At 40.6% G+C, this 18,886-nt stretch carries 20 protein-coding genes; 2 read left to right on the top strand and 18 right to left on the bottom strand.

What is annotated here, in order from left to right:
- Positions 1-26 precede the first annotated feature (26 nt).
- Together IGJ45_RS06610 and IGJ45_RS06605 are read left to right on the top strand one after the other, a co-directional pair.
- Positions 27-761 carry a tRNA1(Val) (adenine(37)-N6)-methyltransferase gene (locus tag IGJ45_RS06610; RefSeq protein WP_409531240.1) on the top strand — a complete coding sequence of 245 codons (735 nt, stop codon included), beginning with the start codon at positions 27-29 and terminating at the stop codon, positions 759-761.
- Entirely contained in the window at positions 751-1,071 is a 321-nt protein-coding gene (locus IGJ45_RS06605) for a GIY-YIG nuclease family protein (protein WP_021151100.1), read from the top strand. Before IGJ45_RS06610 ends, IGJ45_RS06605 begins: the two co-directional genes overlap by 11 nt.
- Before the next feature lie 48 nt (positions 1,072-1,119).
- On the opposite strand, the gene IGJ45_RS06600 is transcribed toward IGJ45_RS06605, so the two are convergent.
- From IGJ45_RS06600 to IGJ45_RS06515, 18 genes are all read right to left on the bottom strand, one after another.
- Positions 1,120-1,803 carry a hypothetical protein gene (locus IGJ45_RS06600; RefSeq protein ID WP_005472327.1) on the bottom strand — a complete coding sequence of 228 codons (684 nt, stop codon included), beginning with the start codon at positions 1,801-1,803 and terminating at the stop codon, positions 1,120-1,122.
- Positions 1,804-1,816: 13 nt separating this feature from the next.
- On the bottom strand, positions 1,817-2,170 hold the full coding sequence (locus IGJ45_RS06595; RefSeq protein ID WP_005472325.1) for a fluoride efflux transporter FluC: 354 nt from the start codon (positions 2,168-2,170) through the stop codon (positions 1,817-1,819).
- Between the two features lie 2 nt (positions 2,171-2,172).
- Positions 2,173-2,541 carry a fluoride efflux transporter CrcB gene (crcB, locus tag IGJ45_RS06590; protein ID WP_005472323.1) on the bottom strand — a complete coding sequence of 123 codons (369 nt, stop codon included), beginning with the start codon at positions 2,539-2,541 and terminating at the stop codon, positions 2,173-2,175.
- Between the two features lie 65 nt (positions 2,542-2,606).
- A complete protein-coding gene (efp, locus tag IGJ45_RS06585; protein ID WP_003127013.1) occupies positions 2,607-3,167 on the bottom strand; it encodes an elongation factor P in 561 nt (186 codons plus the stop codon).
- Positions 3,168-3,240: 73 nt separating this feature from the next.
- Positions 3,241-4,200 carry a cation diffusion facilitator family transporter gene (locus IGJ45_RS06580; protein ID WP_113849890.1) on the bottom strand — a complete coding sequence of 320 codons (960 nt, stop codon included), beginning with the start codon at positions 4,198-4,200 and terminating at the stop codon, positions 3,241-3,243.
- A gap of 78 nt (positions 4,201-4,278) precedes the next feature.
- Positions 4,279-4,848 carry a DUF2179 domain-containing protein gene (locus IGJ45_RS06575; RefSeq protein ID WP_003127011.1) on the bottom strand — a complete coding sequence of 190 codons (570 nt, stop codon included), beginning with the start codon at positions 4,846-4,848 and terminating at the stop codon, positions 4,279-4,281.
- A gap of 402 nt (positions 4,849-5,250) precedes the next feature.
- A complete protein-coding gene (locus IGJ45_RS06570) occupies positions 5,251-6,012 on the bottom strand; it encodes a hypothetical protein (RefSeq protein WP_029486949.1) in 762 nt (253 codons plus the stop codon).
- 102 nt (positions 6,013-6,114) lie between these two features.
- Positions 6,115-8,541: a glycogen/starch/alpha-glucan phosphorylase gene (locus IGJ45_RS06565; protein WP_138371750.1), complete on the bottom strand. Its 2,427-nt coding sequence runs from the start codon at positions 8,539-8,541 to the stop codon at positions 6,115-6,117.
- A 130-nt stretch (positions 8,542-8,671) separates the two neighbouring features.
- Positions 8,672-10,102, bottom strand: a complete 1,431-nt coding sequence (glgA, locus tag IGJ45_RS06560) for a glycogen synthase GlgA (RefSeq protein WP_005472317.1) — start codon at positions 10,100-10,102, stop codon at positions 8,672-8,674.
- On the bottom strand, positions 10,099-11,250 hold the full coding sequence (gene glgD, locus IGJ45_RS06555; RefSeq protein WP_005472316.1) for a glucose-1-phosphate adenylyltransferase subunit GlgD: 1,152 nt from the start codon (positions 11,248-11,250) through the stop codon (positions 10,099-10,101). The genes glgA and glgD overlap by 4 nt, the downstream gene beginning before the upstream one ends.
- Positions 11,240-12,382, bottom strand: coding sequence for a glucose-1-phosphate adenylyltransferase (locus IGJ45_RS06550; protein ID WP_003127006.1), 1,143 nt, complete (start codon positions 12,380-12,382; stop codon positions 11,240-11,242). Before IGJ45_RS06550 ends, glgD begins: the two co-directional genes overlap by 11 nt.
- A 146-nt stretch (positions 12,383-12,528) precedes the next feature.
- Positions 12,529-14,406 carry a 1,4-alpha-glucan branching protein GlgB gene (glgB, locus tag IGJ45_RS06545; protein ID WP_409531311.1) on the bottom strand — a complete coding sequence of 626 codons (1,878 nt, stop codon included), beginning with the start codon at positions 14,404-14,406 and terminating at the stop codon, positions 12,529-12,531.
- Between the two features lie 304 nt (positions 14,407-14,710).
- On the bottom strand, positions 14,711-15,121 hold the full coding sequence (locus IGJ45_RS06540) for a hypothetical protein (protein WP_005472313.1): 411 nt from the start codon (positions 15,119-15,121) through the stop codon (positions 14,711-14,713).
- Positions 15,122-15,190: 69 nt separating this feature from the next.
- Positions 15,191-15,634 (bottom strand): hypothetical protein, encoded by a 444-nt coding sequence (locus IGJ45_RS06535; protein ID WP_409531239.1) that lies wholly within the window; start codon positions 15,632-15,634, stop codon positions 15,191-15,193.
- A gap of 187 nt (positions 15,635-15,821) precedes the next feature.
- Positions 15,822-16,628: a DUF1803 domain-containing protein gene (locus IGJ45_RS06530; RefSeq protein ID WP_409531838.1), complete on the bottom strand. Its 807-nt coding sequence runs from the start codon at positions 16,626-16,628 to the stop codon at positions 15,822-15,824.
- 181 nt (positions 16,629-16,809) lie between these two features.
- On the bottom strand, positions 16,810-17,736 hold the full coding sequence (locus IGJ45_RS06525; RefSeq protein ID WP_103299920.1) for a manganese-dependent inorganic pyrophosphatase: 927 nt from the start codon (positions 17,734-17,736) through the stop codon (positions 16,810-16,812).
- Between the two features lie 77 nt (positions 17,737-17,813).
- Complete coding sequence (pflA, locus tag IGJ45_RS06520) at positions 17,814-18,578, bottom strand: pyruvate formate-lyase-activating protein (protein WP_409531837.1); 765 nt, start codon at positions 18,576-18,578, stop codon at positions 17,814-17,816.
- Positions 18,579-18,624: 46 nt separating this feature from the next.
- Positions 18,625-18,846 (bottom strand): hypothetical protein, encoded by a 222-nt coding sequence (locus tag IGJ45_RS06515; protein WP_409540809.1) that lies wholly within the window; start codon positions 18,844-18,846, stop codon positions 18,625-18,627.
- Positions 18,847-18,886 lie beyond the last annotated feature (40 nt).

The raw sequence follows: 18,886 nt of genomic DNA, 5'->3' as shown, positions 1-18,886 counted from the left end.
ATGAATTAGAACAGGAGTATGCTTTCATGTTGCAATCAAACGAACGCATAGATCAATTATATGCGGAAGATATCAAAATCATCCAAAGCAGCGAGGTCTTTTCTTTCTCCCTCGATGCCGTTTTGCTAGCTAACTTCCCAACGATTCCCAAACGGGGACGAATCGTTGATCTGTGTGCTGGAAATGGTGCAGTCGGCTTGTTTATTAGCCGTAAAACTTCGGCTCATATTTACCAGATCGAGCTGCAGGACCGGCTGGCTGATATGGCTCAACGCAGTGTAAGCTTGAATGGGCTTGAGGAACAAATAACGGTTTACCCAATGGATTTAAAAAACATCTTTACCAAAATCAAACCGGATTCGGTGGATCTTTTGGTCTGTAATCCGCCCTATTTCAAAAATGTTCCCACTGCTGTTAAAAATCCCAATCCTTATCTGGCGATTGCTCGCCATGAAATCGAGACCACATTAGACGAGGTGGTCCACACAGCCAGTAAAGCGCTGAAAATGACTGGGCGCTTTGCTATGGTTCACCGACCTGATCGTTTTTTGGATATTTTAGACTGCATGAGAAAATATCGGATCGCCCCCAAACGTGTCCGTTTCGTCTATCCCAAAGCAGGGAAAGACGCGAATATCCTATTGATCGAGGGCATCAAGGATGGTAAAGCTGATGGTTTCAAGATTGCCTCACCGCTGATCACTTATCATGCGGATGGGAGCTACAGTGAGGAAGTGAGTCGGATGCTTTATGGCAGCTGATACGCATTACTTCTATGTATTGCTCTGTAAAGACAATACCTTTTACGGTGGTTATACCACAGATTTGATACGCCGCCTGCATCAACACAATCAAGGCATTGGAGCAAAGTACACTCATCCAGCTAGTCGTCGCCCCTTACAAATGATCCATGCGGAAAGTTTTGCTACCCGTAGTGAAGCCACAAAAGCGGAAGCTGCCTTTAAAAAACTGGTGCGCAAACACAAAGAACGTTATTTGACTGAACAGAAAGAAAAAAATGTTTTGAATGCTCAATCTTCAAAGGGAAGTAAAGACATCACAAAAGGATAGATGAATCGGATGATTCACCTATCCTTTTGTCTCATGTAATGACATTTTTTATTGGTTTCCAGGGACTGCCCAAGCTGTTTGACTTTTACCAAACTCTTTTGGCAAGATCCCATCAATGGATTCATAGACTAACTCTTTTTTGCTCTCAGGCAAAACGATGGCTGTTAAATAATTGTTTGTTTCTGTAAAAAAACCGATGTCTGCAAAAGCGGACTCAATCAGATGGTATTGGACACCTTGCAGCTCAGCTTGTTCTTGTTTCGCAAAGATTGGCTCTTGGCGCAAATAGTAATACTGTTCTCCTAGTTTGAAATACACAGAGTTGTGCGCAATACCCAGAAATTGGATTTCTCGGCTAACCGGTTCTGCTTGATAGATCCCCAGAGAAGGAATGGCTTCACTTTGGATTCGCTGATAAGCCGCCAACGTGCTCTGATCATAATATTTATATCCGATAAAGCGTTTTTCCCGATCGCGGATATTTGGCGTAATTTGTGCATTGTCATTTTTAAAGTCGTGAAAAAAATGATCTCCTAACAAGAAACCGCCGCCGCAAAGCAACAAAACTACGACAGGCAGCCAGATCAAACCCTGCCGCCGGTTCTCCCGATACAACAAAAGGATCAGCAAAAGTAAAAGCGCCACTAATCCAACGACTAATAAAACCGGAACGATTGAATAATAAAAAAACTCACTTTTAAGCCACATTTCTGCTGACATGAATGCAATCATCGTCTACTCCTTTTCAGTTCAAATAAGCACCTATCATCAACCCAATAAAACTAGCCGTCAATCCTACAATGTACGTACTGAAAAAATAAAGATAAAAGTACTGGCGATTGGTCTTTAGCAATGTAAATAATTCAATCGTCATTGTTGAAAAAGTAGTATAACCGCCCATGATCCCTGTTCCAAGCAAAAGATACAAGTGTTGATCAATCTGAAGACCGGCAAGAATCCCTAGTATCAACGCACCAGATAAATTAATCAGCAAAGTGGCTTTGGGAAAAGGATGTGGTCTTCGTTCAAAATAACGATTGATACCATAACGCAGGACAGCGCCCATGGCTGCACCAATTCCTACAACGATATATGCCATACTTACACCTGCTTTCTAACGAGGGCTTCGCCTAACCAGACAAAAAATAACCCGCCGCAAATCGACAGGATCAAATACCCCGTCGCTAATCCATAGGCTTGCTTTTGCAGCAACTGCACCGTGTCAAGTGCAAAGGATGAAAAAGTCGTCAAAGCACCGCAAAATCCGGTCCCCATGCCCAAGATCAAACGTCCATTCAAGTGTCTTTTCGTCATGATCTGCTTGACTAAAAAGCTAAAAATAAAACAGCCAATAAAATTAGCCAGTAATGTGCCTAAAGGGAAGATGCCCCAAGACGGCAATTCCGAAGCAAGAAAATAACGTGCCATGCCGCCAAAAAATGCAAAAAATGCCACAACAAGTACATTCATGTTGATCCTTCTTTCTAAAAGAAAAAGAACCAAGTTCATAAAACCTTGGCTCTTCTAGAAAATGATTATTTCGCGCGTTTGATGTACGTACCTTCAGAAGTATTGATTTCTAGAGATTCGCCTTCTTCGATAAAGTCAGGTACGTTGACGACCAAACCTGTTTCCATCGTTGCTGGTTTACCTGAGCCAGTCACAGTCGCACCTTTGATCGACGGTTGTGTTTCAACAACTTTCAAGATGACTGATGATGGTAATTGAACCCCAATCACTTCACTGCCGAAGAATTGGATCTTCACTTCCATGTTTTCCAGAATGTATTTCATTTCTTCTTCTACAACTTCAACCGGAATTTCATATTGTTCATAGGTTTCCAAGTCCATGAAGAACGCTGTATCGTCCATTGTATACAAATATTGAACAGCTTTCGTATCAATATGAGCTTTTTCAAATTTTTCTTCTGGACGGAATGTTGTATCATAGGTTGAACCTGAACGAACATCGCGCAATTTCATACGCATGACTGTATTCCCTTTACCAGGTTTGTGATGGCTGGCTTCTAATACCTTGATTAGTTTGCCGTCTTGCACGAATGTCATTCCTGCTCTTAAATCACTTGCATTGATCATAATGGTTTATTCTCCTTCGTCTTAGATAATCCTTGTCTATTGTATCAAAAAAACTGGCTTTGTTCTACAAAAATCAGTCTTGTGATCGGACAAGTTTTCGCCGTTTCTCCATATAATGAGGATCATACTCATCCGTTTCAATATAAATATACATTTTTTTATCCGGCATGAAGCTGCGGATCTTTGCTTCGATCTCGTTAATGATTTGATAACCGATCTCCTCTTGTTTTGCTGTGATATCAATTTTGGCAGCGACTAAGATTTCCGCAGGACCTAAATGAACGGTTTTGATATCCAATAATCGATCGACATCTGGACGATCAAAGGCTTCTTTGATCAGTACAAGATCTCTTTTCGTCACGCTTTCGCCAATCAATAAACTGTAAAATTCTCGTGCCAAAAAGATAGCAGCAATCATCAACAAAATACCGATCAGCAAACCACTGAAAGCATCAAAAAACGCATTGCCAGTGACCATTGTCAAGATCGTTCCACCCATTGCCAAAATCAAGCCAATCACTGCACAAAAGTCTTCGGTAAAGATAATCAAGATCTCACTATGGCGACTTTCTTTCAAAAACCGATAAATAGGCTGCTTTTCTACGTTCAAGGTCCGAATTTCTTTGATCGCGATCCACAAAGAACTACCTTCTACAACTAAACCGAAAAGCAAAATACCAATCACTAGCCAAGTATTACCAACTTCATGAGCAGGATGCAGCAGCTTTTCAAAAGCTTCCATTACACCTAGAGCGCCCCCACCAAAAAACAGCATCATCGCTACGATCGTACTAAAGAAGTATTTCGCGCGTCCTTCGCCAAATTGGTGAAGTTCACTTTGCCCTTTCGTTGCTCGTTTATCACCGATCAACAGAAAGATTTGATTGCTGCAATCGACCACGCTGTGAATACTTTCATTCAACATCGCCGCACTGCCGCTCAATGCGTAGCCGACAAACTTGCTGATGGCAACTAAAATATTCGAGATGAGTGCTGCTATCACCGCCATCATGCCGTTTGCTTGTTTTTCCATTCAAATTCGCTTCCTTCCAAACCAAATTCTTGCCTATTATATCTCAAAAAAGGACCCTCGCACAGGAGAGAAAAAGAGCTATTCCTTTTTTTGTTCTTTTTTGACCCGAGCTTCTCTCCGACTGATTTTCTTCGTCCAAAAGCCGCCAGAAATATATTTGGGCTCATAGCTAATGATAAAGGCCCGTTCTTCGATTTGTTTGATTTTTTGAAACAGTTTCTTCTCGCTTTTGCGTTGTGAGAGAATTTCAAGGATCAATCGCGGACCTTCTAATCCTTCTCCGTAACTTTGAGTAACACCATATCCTTCTTGGCGTAAAATTTTTGGCAAATTCTTTTCTTCATCTGTATTCGTCGGTAAAATCACCGTGACCATCGTATAGCCTAAAGCTAGCTGATCTTCGATTTTGATTCCAACACTAACTCCTGCGGCGTAACCTAATGCATAAAACAGTAGGTTCAATGGATTGTCTAAGCGATCCAATACCATCGACAATCCTAATATATAAATCGTGATCTCGACCATACTGACCAGCGGTGCAATCAGCCGATACCCTTTCATCGTCAATAAAAAACGAATTGTATTCAATGTGACATAAGCCATATTGATAAAGAAGATCATCGCTAACATTTGCAAATCAATTTCCATCCCGTATCCCTCCTCTTTTAAGAATAGCAAATGCTTCTCAAAAGTGAAAATAATTGAGAAGTTGCCATCTGTTAGTCACCGTTTTCTTTCAACAAATAAAAACAAGGAGGACAGCTGCCGCTTCTTTAACGGAAATTGTCGCTTCAGCTTTCTTGATATTTTTTGAAAAGACTAGCGGTATTCTGAAGCACAAAACAACTATCCAAATCACAGATGATAGCGACTGGTTTTGTCAGCTTACTTCATCCAGCAAGCTAGCGCCACAGCTTCATCTACAATTCAGATAGTTGCTTTCTTTGTTGTTTAAATCATTATCCTTGTTTTATTAACGAATAACTCCCAACTGCTTGTTGAGCGAGAGATTCTCACGAGTGCCTTTGCTTATTTCAGTTGTCCTACTCATCAAGAGCGAAAGTAGCCATTTTTATTGCTTTCTGACTGCCCCTCTTCGATCATTCCTTCTAAGGAACGATCCAGAACAGCTCGCTTATCGCCGTTTTTTTTGTTCATGCCGCGAAATTCCCGCCGTGTCATGCCTACAGATTGCGGTCGATTGAACTTTCTGACCGTGGGATCATCGCCTTCTTTTACTTGGTAGGCTGCTGGCTCAGTATCAAAGAGCAAATAGGATTCGCGGGGTTTCTCCATTGAATCCATCAGTTCTTGTGAAGTGATCTCTTCTTTTTCTTGCTCAGGGATGATCGATGCAGGAATGTATTTGGGAACAAAATAAGATCGCCCAGAATACTCTTTCTTGGTCGGTGTTGGCGTTTCAGCCCGTTCTGCTTTACTCGTCACTTTATAAGAAGCACGTCGTTGATCATTGCCAAAAAGATTTGTTTTGCCGGTAGGTGTACTTTCCTGCAAAGGTCGTTTTCCATAGCTTGGTAAATTTGCCCGATGTTGCGCTAATTCTTCTTTTTGCCGCACACTATGACCGTAATTGGGGTGACTGGAAGGAACTTTCCGACGCAATGAGTGAGCAGAATCCTTTTCTTTGCTGCTCGTGCTAGGTTGATCCTTGATTTCTGTCAAAATCCAATCATCAGACTGACTGAAAACTTCCTTGTGTTCGGACTGCAGCTTTACACCTTCTTGATCATCATATGCTGGAAAACGGAAATGTTTGCGTTTCACATCTAAATAATTTGCCAATTCACTCATCCTCTGGTTGCGATTTTTTATAATCATATCATATTTCAGTGAATAATTCACGAAAGCTGTGGTGCCTTTTGGGAATATTCAATGACCAAATGCAATAGATTATTACGTCAGACTAGCTGAATTTGGCTCTTTGACATGTGCATACAATGGTTCGATCTGCCAAATGTCATCAGCATAATTTTGAACCGTATAATCTGCGGAAAATTTGCCGGCATTCGCAATATTCATCAAGCTGATCGCTTGCCAGCGCTGTTGGTCTTTATAAGCTAAATCCACGCGATATTGGGCATCGCAATAAGATTTGAAGTCTTTCAACAAGAAGTATTCATCATTATATTTTAATAGTGAATCAAACACTTCCCGACCTTCTCTTTCTATATTTGGGATCGTTCCGTCAATAAATGCATTCACAACTCGTTGCAGCACAGGATCTTCTTCATAAAACGCATACGCAGAATAGTTTTGTTGGGCATAATAAGCATAGACCTCTTCTTCTGTTAATCCAAAAATGGCAATGTTCTCATCTCCGATTGCATCTCGAATCTCAATGTTCGCGCCATCCAATGTCGCGATCGTGACTGCCCCATTCAACATCAGCTTCATGTTGCTAGTACCGGAAGCTTCTTTTGATGCTAAGGAAATTTGCTCACTGACATCTGCTGCGGGAATGATCCGCTCAGCCAATGTGACATTGTAGTTTTCCAAAAAGACGACTTTCAGCTTATCATTGATTGTCGGATCATGATTGATCAGGTTAGCTACTTCATTGATCACTTTAATAATGGCTTTCGCATAATGATAACTAGGTGCGGCCTTCGCTCCAAAAATAAATACCCGCGGATGAATCGGTGCCTGAGGGTCATCTTTCAAGTCAAAGTAAAGTTTCAAAATATGCATCACATTCAGCAATTGTCGTTTATACGCATGGAGCCGCTTGATTTGGACATCAAATATCGCGGTTGGATCAACTTCGATCCCGGTTGTCTGCTGAATATATTCAGCTAACGCTTGTTTGTTGGTCAGTTTTGCATCTGCTAGACGTTGCAATACTGTTGGATCTTCTTGGTAATTTTTCAATAATTGCAAGTCTTGCGGGTTATGGCGCCAACTTTTGCCGATAGTCATATCAAGCACCTTTGATAAAGGTTGGTTGGCTAACTGCATCCAACGACGTTGTGCGATCCCATTGGTTTTATTATTGAACCGTTCTGGGAATATCAAATAAAAATCATGTAGGACAACGGATTTCAACAGATCAGAATGGAGCTTTGCGACACCATTGACACTATGGCTGCCAATAATCGCTAAATGCGCCATATGGACTTGGCCATCAATAATAATACGCGTCCGATTAAGAAGGGCAGCTTCGTGAACCTCTGCATACTCTTCAAGATAACGACGATCGATTTCTTCAATGATTTGGTAATTCCGAGGAATAACTTCTTTGAATAGATCAATCGGCCATTTTTCTAAAGCTTCAGCCATAATCGTATGGTTGGTATAGCTCATGACTTTCACTGTGATTGACCATGCTTGTTCCCATGGCAAATCATGATCATCTAACAATAACCGCATCAATTCGGATACACATAATGCAGGGTGGGTATCATTGATATGGATAGCAATTTTTTCACTCATCATCGTTAGCGGATGATTCAATTTTAAATAGTAGCGAACAATACTTTGAATGCCTGCTGAGACAAAGAAATATTCTTGCATAAGTCGAGTCTTCTTGCCTCGTTCATTAGAATCATCTGGATACAAGACAGCGGTCAGATCTTCTAGAGAACGACGAGATTCAATGGTTGCATAGTTGGCTTCTTCCGCTGCAGGAACCTCAACGCTCCACAAACGTAATGTATTGATCATATCATTTTGATAGCCAACCATTCCGGTATCATAAGGAACCGCACGCCAGACATACCCACCATGCCGTTCAGGACGCAGCCTCCCATTCTCGTCTTCAATCAAGTACACTTCGCCGCCATATTGGATATCCACGGCTTTACTCTCCTTTCGAACCTCCCAGACATTTCCGGCACGTAACCAGTCGTCAGGCAGCTCTACTTGATGCCCATCTACAAACTTTTGTTTAAAAAGGCCATAATTATAACGGATGCCGTTCCCATTTCCTGGCAACCCTAATGAAGCCAAAGAATCCATGAAACAAGAAGCTAATCGTCCCAGTCCACCATTTCCTAATGCCATATCTTTTTCAACTTCAGCAACTTCATCTAATGAAAAGGATAACTCTTCGAAGAGCTCTTCCGCAGTATCCAGCAACCCTAAATTCAGTAGATTACTTTTCAACAGTTTTCCAGGTAAAAATTCGATTGAGAAATAATACGCCTGTTTCTGCTGTTCAACGAGCAGATTTTTTCGTGTCTGGCTCCAATCATTCGCGTAGCAGCTCTTGACCACGTTAGCTAAAGCTAAAAACAATTCTTGCGGTGAAGCTTCTGCGATCTCGATCGAAAAAATATCTTTCAACCGGGTTTCTAATAATTCTTGCAAGGTAGCTTTCTCCATTACAATTCACTCCTTTATGACTATCAATTTGTATGAAAAAGGACAGAAGCACCAATCGCCCTTGTCGCTAGGTCGTTCTGTCAAACCCGCTCTACTTTCAGACTAATGAATACTTCTGTCTTATACTTGATTATACTTTGATCGCTTGGTAGAGATCAATATATTGATTGGAACTAATGTCCCAGCTAAAATCTTTATTCATGGCTTGTGCTTGCAAAGATTTCCACGTCTGCTGGTCGTCTTGATAAAGCAGGATTCCTTGTTTCACTGCATTCATCAAATAAAATGACGTGAACTCTTGGAAACCAAATCCGGTGCCTTGATGAGTGATTGGATTGTATGAATCTACCGTATCTTTTAGTCCGCCAATCTCATGCACGACTGGCAATGTCCCGTAACGCATGGCGATCATTTGTGAAAGCCCGCAAGGTTCAAAAGCAGAAGGCATCAAGAACAGATCCGCTCCGGCATACATTTTTTGCGCCAGTCCAATATCAAAAGAAATCACCGCAGCACATTTTTCTGGATATTTTGCAGCAAAGTAACGGAATCCTTCTTCAAATTCCGGTTCTCCCGTTCCTAACAGCGCAAATTGAACATCAAATTGCAATAAGTTTTCCATTTCTGGCATTACAAGATGAAAACCTTTTTGTGTAGTCAAGCGGCTGACCACTGTGATAAGAGGAACATCACGCGCTGGCAGCCCCAGCATCTTTTGCAATTCTTGCTTGTTTGCAGCTTTACCGGACATTTCATCGGAAGTAAAATGATAGGGCAGCAATGGATCTGTTGCGGGATCGTTGGTTTCATAATCGATTCCGTTCAATATTCCTTGCAGTTTCCCAGATTCCATTCTTAGAATGACTTCAAGTCCGCAACCAAATTCTGGTGTTTTGATTTCCTCACTATAAGAAGGACTGACTGTTGTGATACGATCTGCGTATAAAATACCTGCTTTCATGAAATTCAAACAGTCATTTAATCGTAATGTCCCGTCATCGTAACGCTCTGTCCCCATGCCAAACAAGTCCGGTAAAATATCTTTGCTATACCATCCTTGAAAGCCAATGTTATGAATCGTCAAAACGGTGCGGATATTCTGATAAGCATTGATCCAATGATATTTTTCTTTCAGAAGAAAAGGAATCATTGCTGTATGGTAATCATTCACATGAATCACGTCAGGAATAAAATCGATTCTCTCCATCATTTCGATAGTTGCTAGTTGAAAGAAGGCAAAACGTTCGCCATCATCATAATAATCGTATAAATTATCACGACCAAAATAGTACAGATTATCGATAAAATAGTAGGTAACACGATTGAGAACTAGTTTCTTCAACCCACAATATTGCTTACGCCAACCCACATTGACTTCAAATGAAAAACAATCTTCCAGCTGTTCTTGATAGTCGGCTGACATTTTAGTAAAGAATGGCAGAACCACGACTGTTTCTACCCCTTTTTTGACAAGTTCTTTGGGCAATGCACCCACGACATCCCCTAGTCCACCTGTCTTGAAAAATGGCGCGCATTCTGCTGCGGCAAATAGTACCTTCATGCCGTTGCTCCTCCAATTAGATCTTCAGTGACATGGGTATTTTTTTTGACGACGATCGGTGCGTCACTGGTTCCTCTAACTTTGACACCTTCTGCGATCACAACATTTTTATCGAGAATAGCATAGGAAACTTCAGCACCTTCCTTGATTTCATTATTCCCAAAAATGATCGTGTCTTTGACATGGGCATTCGGATGAATCGTTGTTCTGCGGGCAACAAGTGACCGTTCGACAGATCCTTCTACGATACAACCAGAAGCAAAGTGACTATTTTTGACATCCGAAGTCTCAGCGTAATAGGTTGGCACTTCATTCTTCAGCTTGGTGTAGATCTTTTGATTTGAGTAAAGCAATGAGGTAAATTTGTGGACATCTAACATATCCATGTTGGTTTGGTAATAGGATTGAATATCATAAATATTGCTTAAATAACCAGTATATTCATACAAGCTAGTATTTTCGATAGAGATTCGTTCCCGCAAGAAACGACCTAGGTCTGGAGTAGCACCTACAGCTTGTCCTTCTTTTAAAGCTTGGATCAGGCGGTCTGTTTTGATGATGAAGATATCAGTGCAAAGATTGACCATACTTTCTGTCTCGCATTTCTTCGCTTGGACAGCTTCATTCAAATGGCCTTCTTCGTCAACTGAAAAGATTAAGTCGTTGTCACTTACGTTATCGCTGCTGATTCGTTTATAAACGACCGTCATTTCTTTATTCTGTAACTGGTGGATTTTCAGCAACGCCCGCAAATCGATGTTGCACAAAATATTGCTGCCCATATAAACCGTATGCTCTGATTTAGATTTTTCCAAATAATCGATCACGTTATAGTAATACTCTTGACCAGCAGCTTGCTGTTTTAATGAGTCTTGGAACAAATGAATGAAGAAACGGTTTTGAACACCATCTAGATTCCATTCTTTCCCGCCACCGATATGGTCAAATACGGATTGTGTTTCTCCTTCATTAAAAATCATATACACTTGTTTGATATTTGCATTTTCAATACTTGACAAGTTGAAATCAAGCAAACGATATTTACAATCAAACAATAGCGTCGACAACGGACGACTTTCCGTTAAGGGCATCAGTTCTTTGTAGCGGTGCAGATTGCCTAAAATGGCACACATTTTATTAGTTCTCATCAATCGTCACTCCTATCACTTCAGAATAACCAACAACAGCAATTTCATCTGTTCCGTCTATGACTGCATCATCACCGATCACTGCATTTTCTCCAATGATCGCGCGTTTTAGTGTTACATTTTTCCCAATGACTGCTCCAGGCATGACCACACTATCTGTGATCTTGGTTCCTTCTTTGACTTGAACATTTTCTGATAAAATACTATGTTCAATATCTCCAGCAACATAGCAACCATCCATGATCAACGAATTTTTTGCAGAACCTGTTTCTGTAATGAAATGAGGAGGAGCAATCGGATTTTTTGAGAAGACTTGCCAATTTTTATCACGGATTCCCAGTTCCATCTGTGGATCGATAAATTCCATATTAGCTTCCCAAAGAGAATCAATGGTACCCACGTCTTTCCAATAGCCTGAAAAACGATAAGCAAATACATTGTCGCCACTTTCCAAGTAAGATGGAATCACGTGTTTCCCAAAGTCGACCATTTCGCCGTCTTTTGTATAATTGCTTAACAGTACGCTGCGTAAGCGAGCCCAGTCAAAGATATAGATTCCCATTGAAGCTAAGTTACTTTTTGGCTCTGCTGGTTTTTCATCAAATTCAATGATCCGGTCATTTTTATCTGTGTTCATGATACCAAAGCGGGAAGCGTCTTTCATTGGCACTTCTAGCACTGCAACAGTAAGAGACGCATCGTTTTCTTTGTGTTTTTCCAGCATTTCTTCGTAATCCATCTTGTAGATATGGTCACCGGATAATACTAATACATATTGAGGGTCCATTTCATCAATGTAGGCAATGTTTTGATAGATCGCATGAGCTGTTCCTTCAAACCATTTTCCACCTTCAGAATTTGAGTAGGGTTGTAAAATCGTCACTCCGGTATTGATACCATCTAACCCCCAACTTGATCCGTTTCCAATGTGACTGTTCAATGCCAAAGGTTGATACTGTGTCACCACACCAACATTCTTAATCCCTGAATTGACACAATTACTTAATGTAAAATCGATAATACGATACCGACCACCAAAAGGTACTGCAGGTTTCGCAATATTTTTGGTCAACTTCCCTAAACGTGTGCCTTGTCCTCCTGCGAGGATCATCGCTAACATCTCTGTTTTCATTTTCTTGAGCCGCTAAAAAGCCAATCTCTTTCACGATGCCGGTGTTATTTTCGATATGAATGTTTTTCTTTCAAAAAGCCTTCTTTTCGATATCACCTTTCACGTTGTCACTTCGATTGGACTTTCGAGCCAGCTCCTCCCCCCTTTCATTTTTTCCTGCGTTTGATTTGAATCTTTTCTGGTTTTATAATCAATGCCCCAAGTGCTGGCAAAATTGTTTTGATTTGATAAGGATATTCTTTGAATGGAATCGCTTCTGTTTGTTGGTCTTGATTATTCTGAGTCCAAGTCCCGCCAAAACTATCGCGTTCGGTATTCAATACTTCACGGTAGGTCCCTTCATACGGAACGCCAATGGCGAAATCGTGGCGTTCAACAGGTGTCAAATTCAATACAACGATCACGAAATCTTTTTTGGTTTTACCTTGTCGCAAATAGGTCAATGTTGTTTCCGCTAAGTTATCAGCATCAATGACTACCAGCGATTCTTCTTTATCTTCGATTTCCCACAATGAGCGCTCCTGTTTATACAGTTCATTTAGTGTCTTTGTAAATTGCTGCATACGCTGATTTAGTTCATCTGATAAATCGACCCATTCAAGCCCGTGATCATATTTCCATTCCAAAAATTGTCCCCACTCACTGCCCATAAACAGCAGTTTCTTCCCTGGATGGGTCATCATGTAGGTATACAAATTTCTTAATTGTGAAAATTGCTTGTAACGATCTCCCCACATTTTGTGCATTAAGCTACGTTTGCCATGGACGACTTCGTCATGGGAAAGGGGTAATATATAGTTTTCATTCATGCGGTACATGAATGAAAACGACAACAAACTCAAATGGTCCTTACGGAAGATTGGATCCATTTGGTAAAAACGCAGGACATCGTTCATCCAGCCCAGATTCCATTTGTAATCAAATCCAAGAGCCCCTTCTTCAATCAGGCCTGTAACTTTCGTTTCTGAGGTACTTTCCTCAGCGATCATCATCACTTCTGGATGCGCCAGTTTCACGACTGCATTTAGTTTCTGCAAGAAGTAATAACCTTCATAATTTCGATTGCCCCCCTCATGATTTGGTTGCCAAACACCCTGGTCGTAGTCTCGGTAGATCATGTTCGAAACCGCATCCACGCGAATCCCATCGATGTGATAAAATTCGATCCAAAAAAGGGCACTGGATAGCAAGAAACTTTGTACTTGTGGTTTGCCTAAATCAAAATTGATTGCTCCCCAACGAACATTTTTTGCACGATCGGCATCTTGATATTCAAATGTCGGCGTTCCATCATAGTAAGCCAAACAATCATCATTGACACAAAAATGGCCCGGCACCCAGTCAACTAGGACACCGATATTTTCCAAGTGACAGGCTTCAACAAAATCTTGAAATTCTTCTGGTGTGCCGTAATAAGCGCTGAGCGCAAAATAGCCAATCAATTGATAACCCCACGATGTGCCTAATGGATGTTCCATCAATGGCATAAATTCAATATGGGTGTAGCCCATTTGTTTGAGGTAAGGAATGAGTTCATCTTTTAATTCAGAAAAACGATAAGGGGTTCCATCTGCGTGGTGTTTCCAAGAACTTGCATGGACTTCATAAATATTAAGTGGTCGTTTAAATTGATTTTGACGCTTTTTGCGGCCTTGCCACAAACCATCACGCCATTTTTTTGCCGGCACGGTGTACAAGACAGCAGCCGTTCCAGGACGTTCTTCGAAATAAATTGCATATGGATCAATTTTCATGATTTCACGGCCGTCGGCTTGCTTGATCTTGAATTTATAATGCTGTCCTTCTTGAGGCTGATTGGTGGTAATTTCCCAAATCCCCGATTCGGAGCGTTTCGTCATCGGCAAAGAGTCATCCCATTGATTGAAGTCACCTACTAGCCAGACATTTTGCGCATTTGGCGCCCAGACACGAAAAACATAGCCTGCTTTCATACGATGTGCACCTAAAAGATGCTGTGAATAAAAATTTTCACCGGTCGTAAACTGCTTCTCTGCTGTAATCATTTGCTCATTTTCCACTCGTATGTCAAACCTCCTCTTAGATCAACCCTATTTTTTCAGCCAATCAATCTTCCATCTAAAAACAGAATATTAGGAAGATCACTGGGAAAATAGTTCAGGGTAGATGGCTATAATTTAGCATTGCTGCTCCTATATGTAGAATAGCATAAATTAAAGATCTCGTAACGTAAAAGCCTTGGCGATTGCCGGAATAGAACAATTCCTATTCCTGATTCGTTGTATTTCGATCCTCTGCTTATAATCAAAAGATTTAAGGCAGAAAAAAAACAGCTTGAACACGATTGGTTCAACCTGTTTCAGTGCTGCTTCTTTTTTTGGAAACAAAAGCGACATAAGAAGCGACACTTACTTGAAACAAACCGACGATCAAAAATAAAGCAAACAAAAATGGATGGAATTGAACTTTCATCTGGAAAGCCGTTATGACCGCAGCGATCCCAATTCCGGCTGAAAGATAAGGCCAAGAACGAAAAGACCAGAAGCTGGCAACTGTTGTATATAAACTACAGATGCCCAATAAAAAAAGCCTTGTGACCACATCAAAGACTGTGTCTGAAAAATGTATATTCTCTGAAAAAATTTGATTTGCATTAAATGTGTTAGGAACTTTTAAAATAAATAAAAGTGCCGACACCATACTAAGAATAAAAATAAACACATGGCTACTTGCAAAGACGATTCTTTGATTTGATTTCACCTGAGACTCACAACCTTTGATTAATCCATTCAGAGACAGGCATGACCTTTCTCTCGATCCTAAAAAGGATCATGCCCGCCAAAGTTCTTTCACTTGTCCATCTGTATATACTTTATACACTTTTTCATATTGCTTATTCATTGATTGACAGGCAATCAAAAAGTATTTTCCATCCCCGTCAAACTCAAGATCTCCTAATGCTTTCAAAGATACTGATTCTGTCTGTCCTAATTTATTCGTCAAAAAACGAACAGCTTGGGCCGGAGTCAATAAATAGTTTTTCATTAACAACCAGTCGATCACGATTGGTACGATTGTATTTGCTTGACATTCATTTTTTTGTTTAAGTGCAAAAATTAATTCTCCATCAGAAAAGCGGCTTTCTTCAATACCGGCTTCGCAAAGTTCTTTTCGTGCATGCTCAATTTCCGCCATCGAAACAAAAGTGATCATCTCTGCTTTGCTTCTTGTTTCTTCAATCACTTCTGTATGAAATGTTTTGATTCCTTCCAATTTTTACGCCCCCTTTCAAAATTCTAAAGTTATCATACCACCTCAAATGAGAACAATCAATTAATACGCTCGTTATTTTCTAATCATTTTCAAATAATAAAAAATGCAAAAAAAGAAAGAAAACGTTATCCCAAAGAGGGTTTTAACGAATTCTTTCTTTTTTATCTTTTGTGTTTCTGAACGTTTATTAAAATTTTATCATTTCCGTGATGAGAATTGTTTGCGGATTAGATGTTTTTCCAAGATAATCTGCTAAAAATGTACGCCGATCAAATTCGGACAATCCTTCCATCGATGACCCATTCTGCTCAGTGAGAAACGCAGGATCAACAACAGGAAGATCAAAACCCTGTTCTGACTGAAGAATATTTCCTTCTATGAGTGATGTCAGAAAAATACTTGGCCGGATTTTTCGCTGTTTTGCCACCCGTTCAAAGATGACACTGATTTGATCCAAGTAATAGGTCTCATCAACATCCCCTAGCAAATACAAAAGCTTCTGATAGATTGGCAATGACAGTAGTTGTCGATTTGCTGCAAAAAAAGCGGGAATCGTTGCCGGCCATTTTTCTTGGGAAAGAGAAATAAGCTGGAAAGACTCATGGATTAGCCGATAAATGAATCCTTGTACCACCCCTTCCTCACAAGCATAGAAAAAGCGTTGGTCACTCATGAGTTCCGCTTGTAAAATGAACGCCAACTGTTCTGAAATTATCGTATTAGGTAGTTGCCAACGTTCACGACTCTTCTGCTGATCTTGTGTGGAATAGATAGAAAATGCCATTTGATAGCGACGATCCTTTCGGTTAATGATCCCAGCATCGATCAACTGATCAAGTATTTTTTCAAAATTTTTCTCTGGAAAATTTTGTTTTAATTCTCTTAAGATTGGTGGTTTTTGTTGTTTTTTCAAGAAAAGAATCAGTTTTAAGAACAACTCTGAATCAATAATTTTCTGAATTCCTTGATAATGACTACTATAAAAAAATTCCATGTCTTTCGCTCTCTTTCCATTCCCACTAGAAGGGCCGTCTTCCCATTCAAAAATAGCCGGACAATCTTAAGCTTCCCTGCTAGCCAAAAACCTTTCATTATTACAGTGAAAGGACTGCAGTTGCTGATTGTCCGACAAATTCAAATGTTCATCTTTTTTGCCCGTATTATCCTGTCAGCTATTAGTTATTAAAGCTTTCAGTTAATTGCGGCACAACTTGTTTTTTACGAGAAACAACCCCAGGTAAGAATGCACGATTTGCTGTCAAGACAACGTTAAACGCCGCTTCAACCGGTGCAGTTGGCTCTCCAATCACTAGCAATTCAGAATTGCTGTTCAAAATATCAGTAACGACTAATAAGTACAAGTCATAGCCTTTTGCCTGATTTTCGGCCTTCATTGCTGTTTCTAGCTCTTCTTGGCGGCTAAACACTTCATTCAAATCCACTGTATTTACTTGACCGATACGAATGTTTTTTCCACCCATCGGAAAACTTTTTGCATCTAGATCCAACAACTCAGCAGCCGTTTTGGTTGTTAAATTTGTTCCAGCTTTCAACATATCCAGACCGTACGCATCTAAATCCACATTAGCAATTGCTGCTAACTCTTTTGCAGCGGCGATATCTTCCTCAGTACATGTAGGTGATTTGAACAACAATGTATCTGAAACGATCGCTGACAACATGATTCCGGCAATAGCTGCGGGAATCTCTACATTTGCCTCACGGTATAATTTCAACACGATCGTACTCGTACAGCCAACAGGTTCTGCACGGTAGTAGAGAGGGTTTGCAGTTTCAAAATTGGCGATACGATGATGGTCAACTACAGCTAAAATGGCAGCTTCTGCTATCCCTTCTGCACTTTGTTGAAACTCATTATGATCCACAAGCATCACTTCTGAACCAGCCTCAATCTGCTCAATCACACGCGGGGCTTCAAGTTCAAAATGAGACAAAGCAAATTGCGTTTCTTCGTTTGGTGTTCCCAGAGCAACTGCTTCAGTATCTTTTCCTAATTCCTTTTGCAAGTGCGCAAAAGCAATCGCTGCTCCAATAGCATCTGTATCAGGATTTTGGTGTCCAAATACTAATATTTTCGACATAATGATCGCTCCTAATTCATTCATTTTCCACTTTCTAATGATAGCAAAAAATAGGAAAGAATCAATAGTTATCTTCTCTACGCTTGTAAACGGGTAAGATAACCTTTATAGTCATCGACATGAAGCAACTCTTTTGCATTTTTCACGCGATCTTGTGTTGGCGGCTCAATTCCTTCCAGTGGATACTTCAGTCCTAATTCATCCCATTTATATTTACCCATTGTGTGATAAGGTAAAATCTCTACTTTATCTACATTATTCAACGTCTTGATAAACGCATCTAAACGGATCAAAAACTCATCATAATCACTTCTGAATGGCACCAGCACGTGGCGGATCCAGACTGGCTTATTGATTTCTGAAAGGTATTTTGCCATTTCTAAGATGTTGTCGTTGGATTGTGTGGTCAGCTTCTTATGAGCATCATTATCAATATGCTTGATATCAAATAATAGCAAATCAGTGACAGTCATCAACTCTTGAAATTTGCTAAAAAAAGGTTCTTCCCGAGTAAAAGGTTTTCCGCACGTATCTAAGGTGGTGTTCACCCCTGCAGCTTTGGCTTTCCGGAAAAGATCGATCAAGAAGTCCAACTGAAGCAATGGTTCTCCGCCACTCACAGTCAGCCCACCTTTTTCTCCCCAAAATTCTCGATATTTGAGTGCTTCTTCCAGTACGTCATCTGTCGTCCGTTCGATACCGGCACCGATTTTCCAAGTATCTGGATTATGACAAAACTCACAACGCATCCGGCATCCTTGCATAAAGACAATAAAGCGAATACCTGGTCCGTCCACTGATCCGAAACTTTCTGTTGAATGAATATGTCCTGTTACTGACATGTTGCTCTTCCTTTCTTGAAGAAACTAAAAATAAAGTTGCATCGTTTTATTCCATTGATTCCTCGCCCATACTCGCAGTGAGGCAATAGTTTGATGAACAAACTACGCTTGTCATCATCTGCTCTGCTTCGCAGTCGCAGTGATTCCCTTCGGCTTTGTTACTACGGTCTCTTCGTTCTCCGTATTCATCATCTGCTCTGCTTCGCAATCGCAGTGATTCCCTTCGGACTTCGGTTACTACGGTCTCTTCGTTCCCCGTATTCATCATCTGCTCTGCTTCGCAGTCGCAGTGATTCCCTTCGGACTTC

Source organism: Enterococcus sp. DIV0574, assembly GCF_051711125.1.
GTDB lineage: Bacteria > Bacillota > Bacilli > Lactobacillales > Enterococcaceae > Enterococcus_D > Enterococcus_D gallinarum.
The sequence above is the reverse complement of the archived record's forward strand: the minus strand, read 5'-3'. Positions and strand labels throughout refer to the sequence as shown.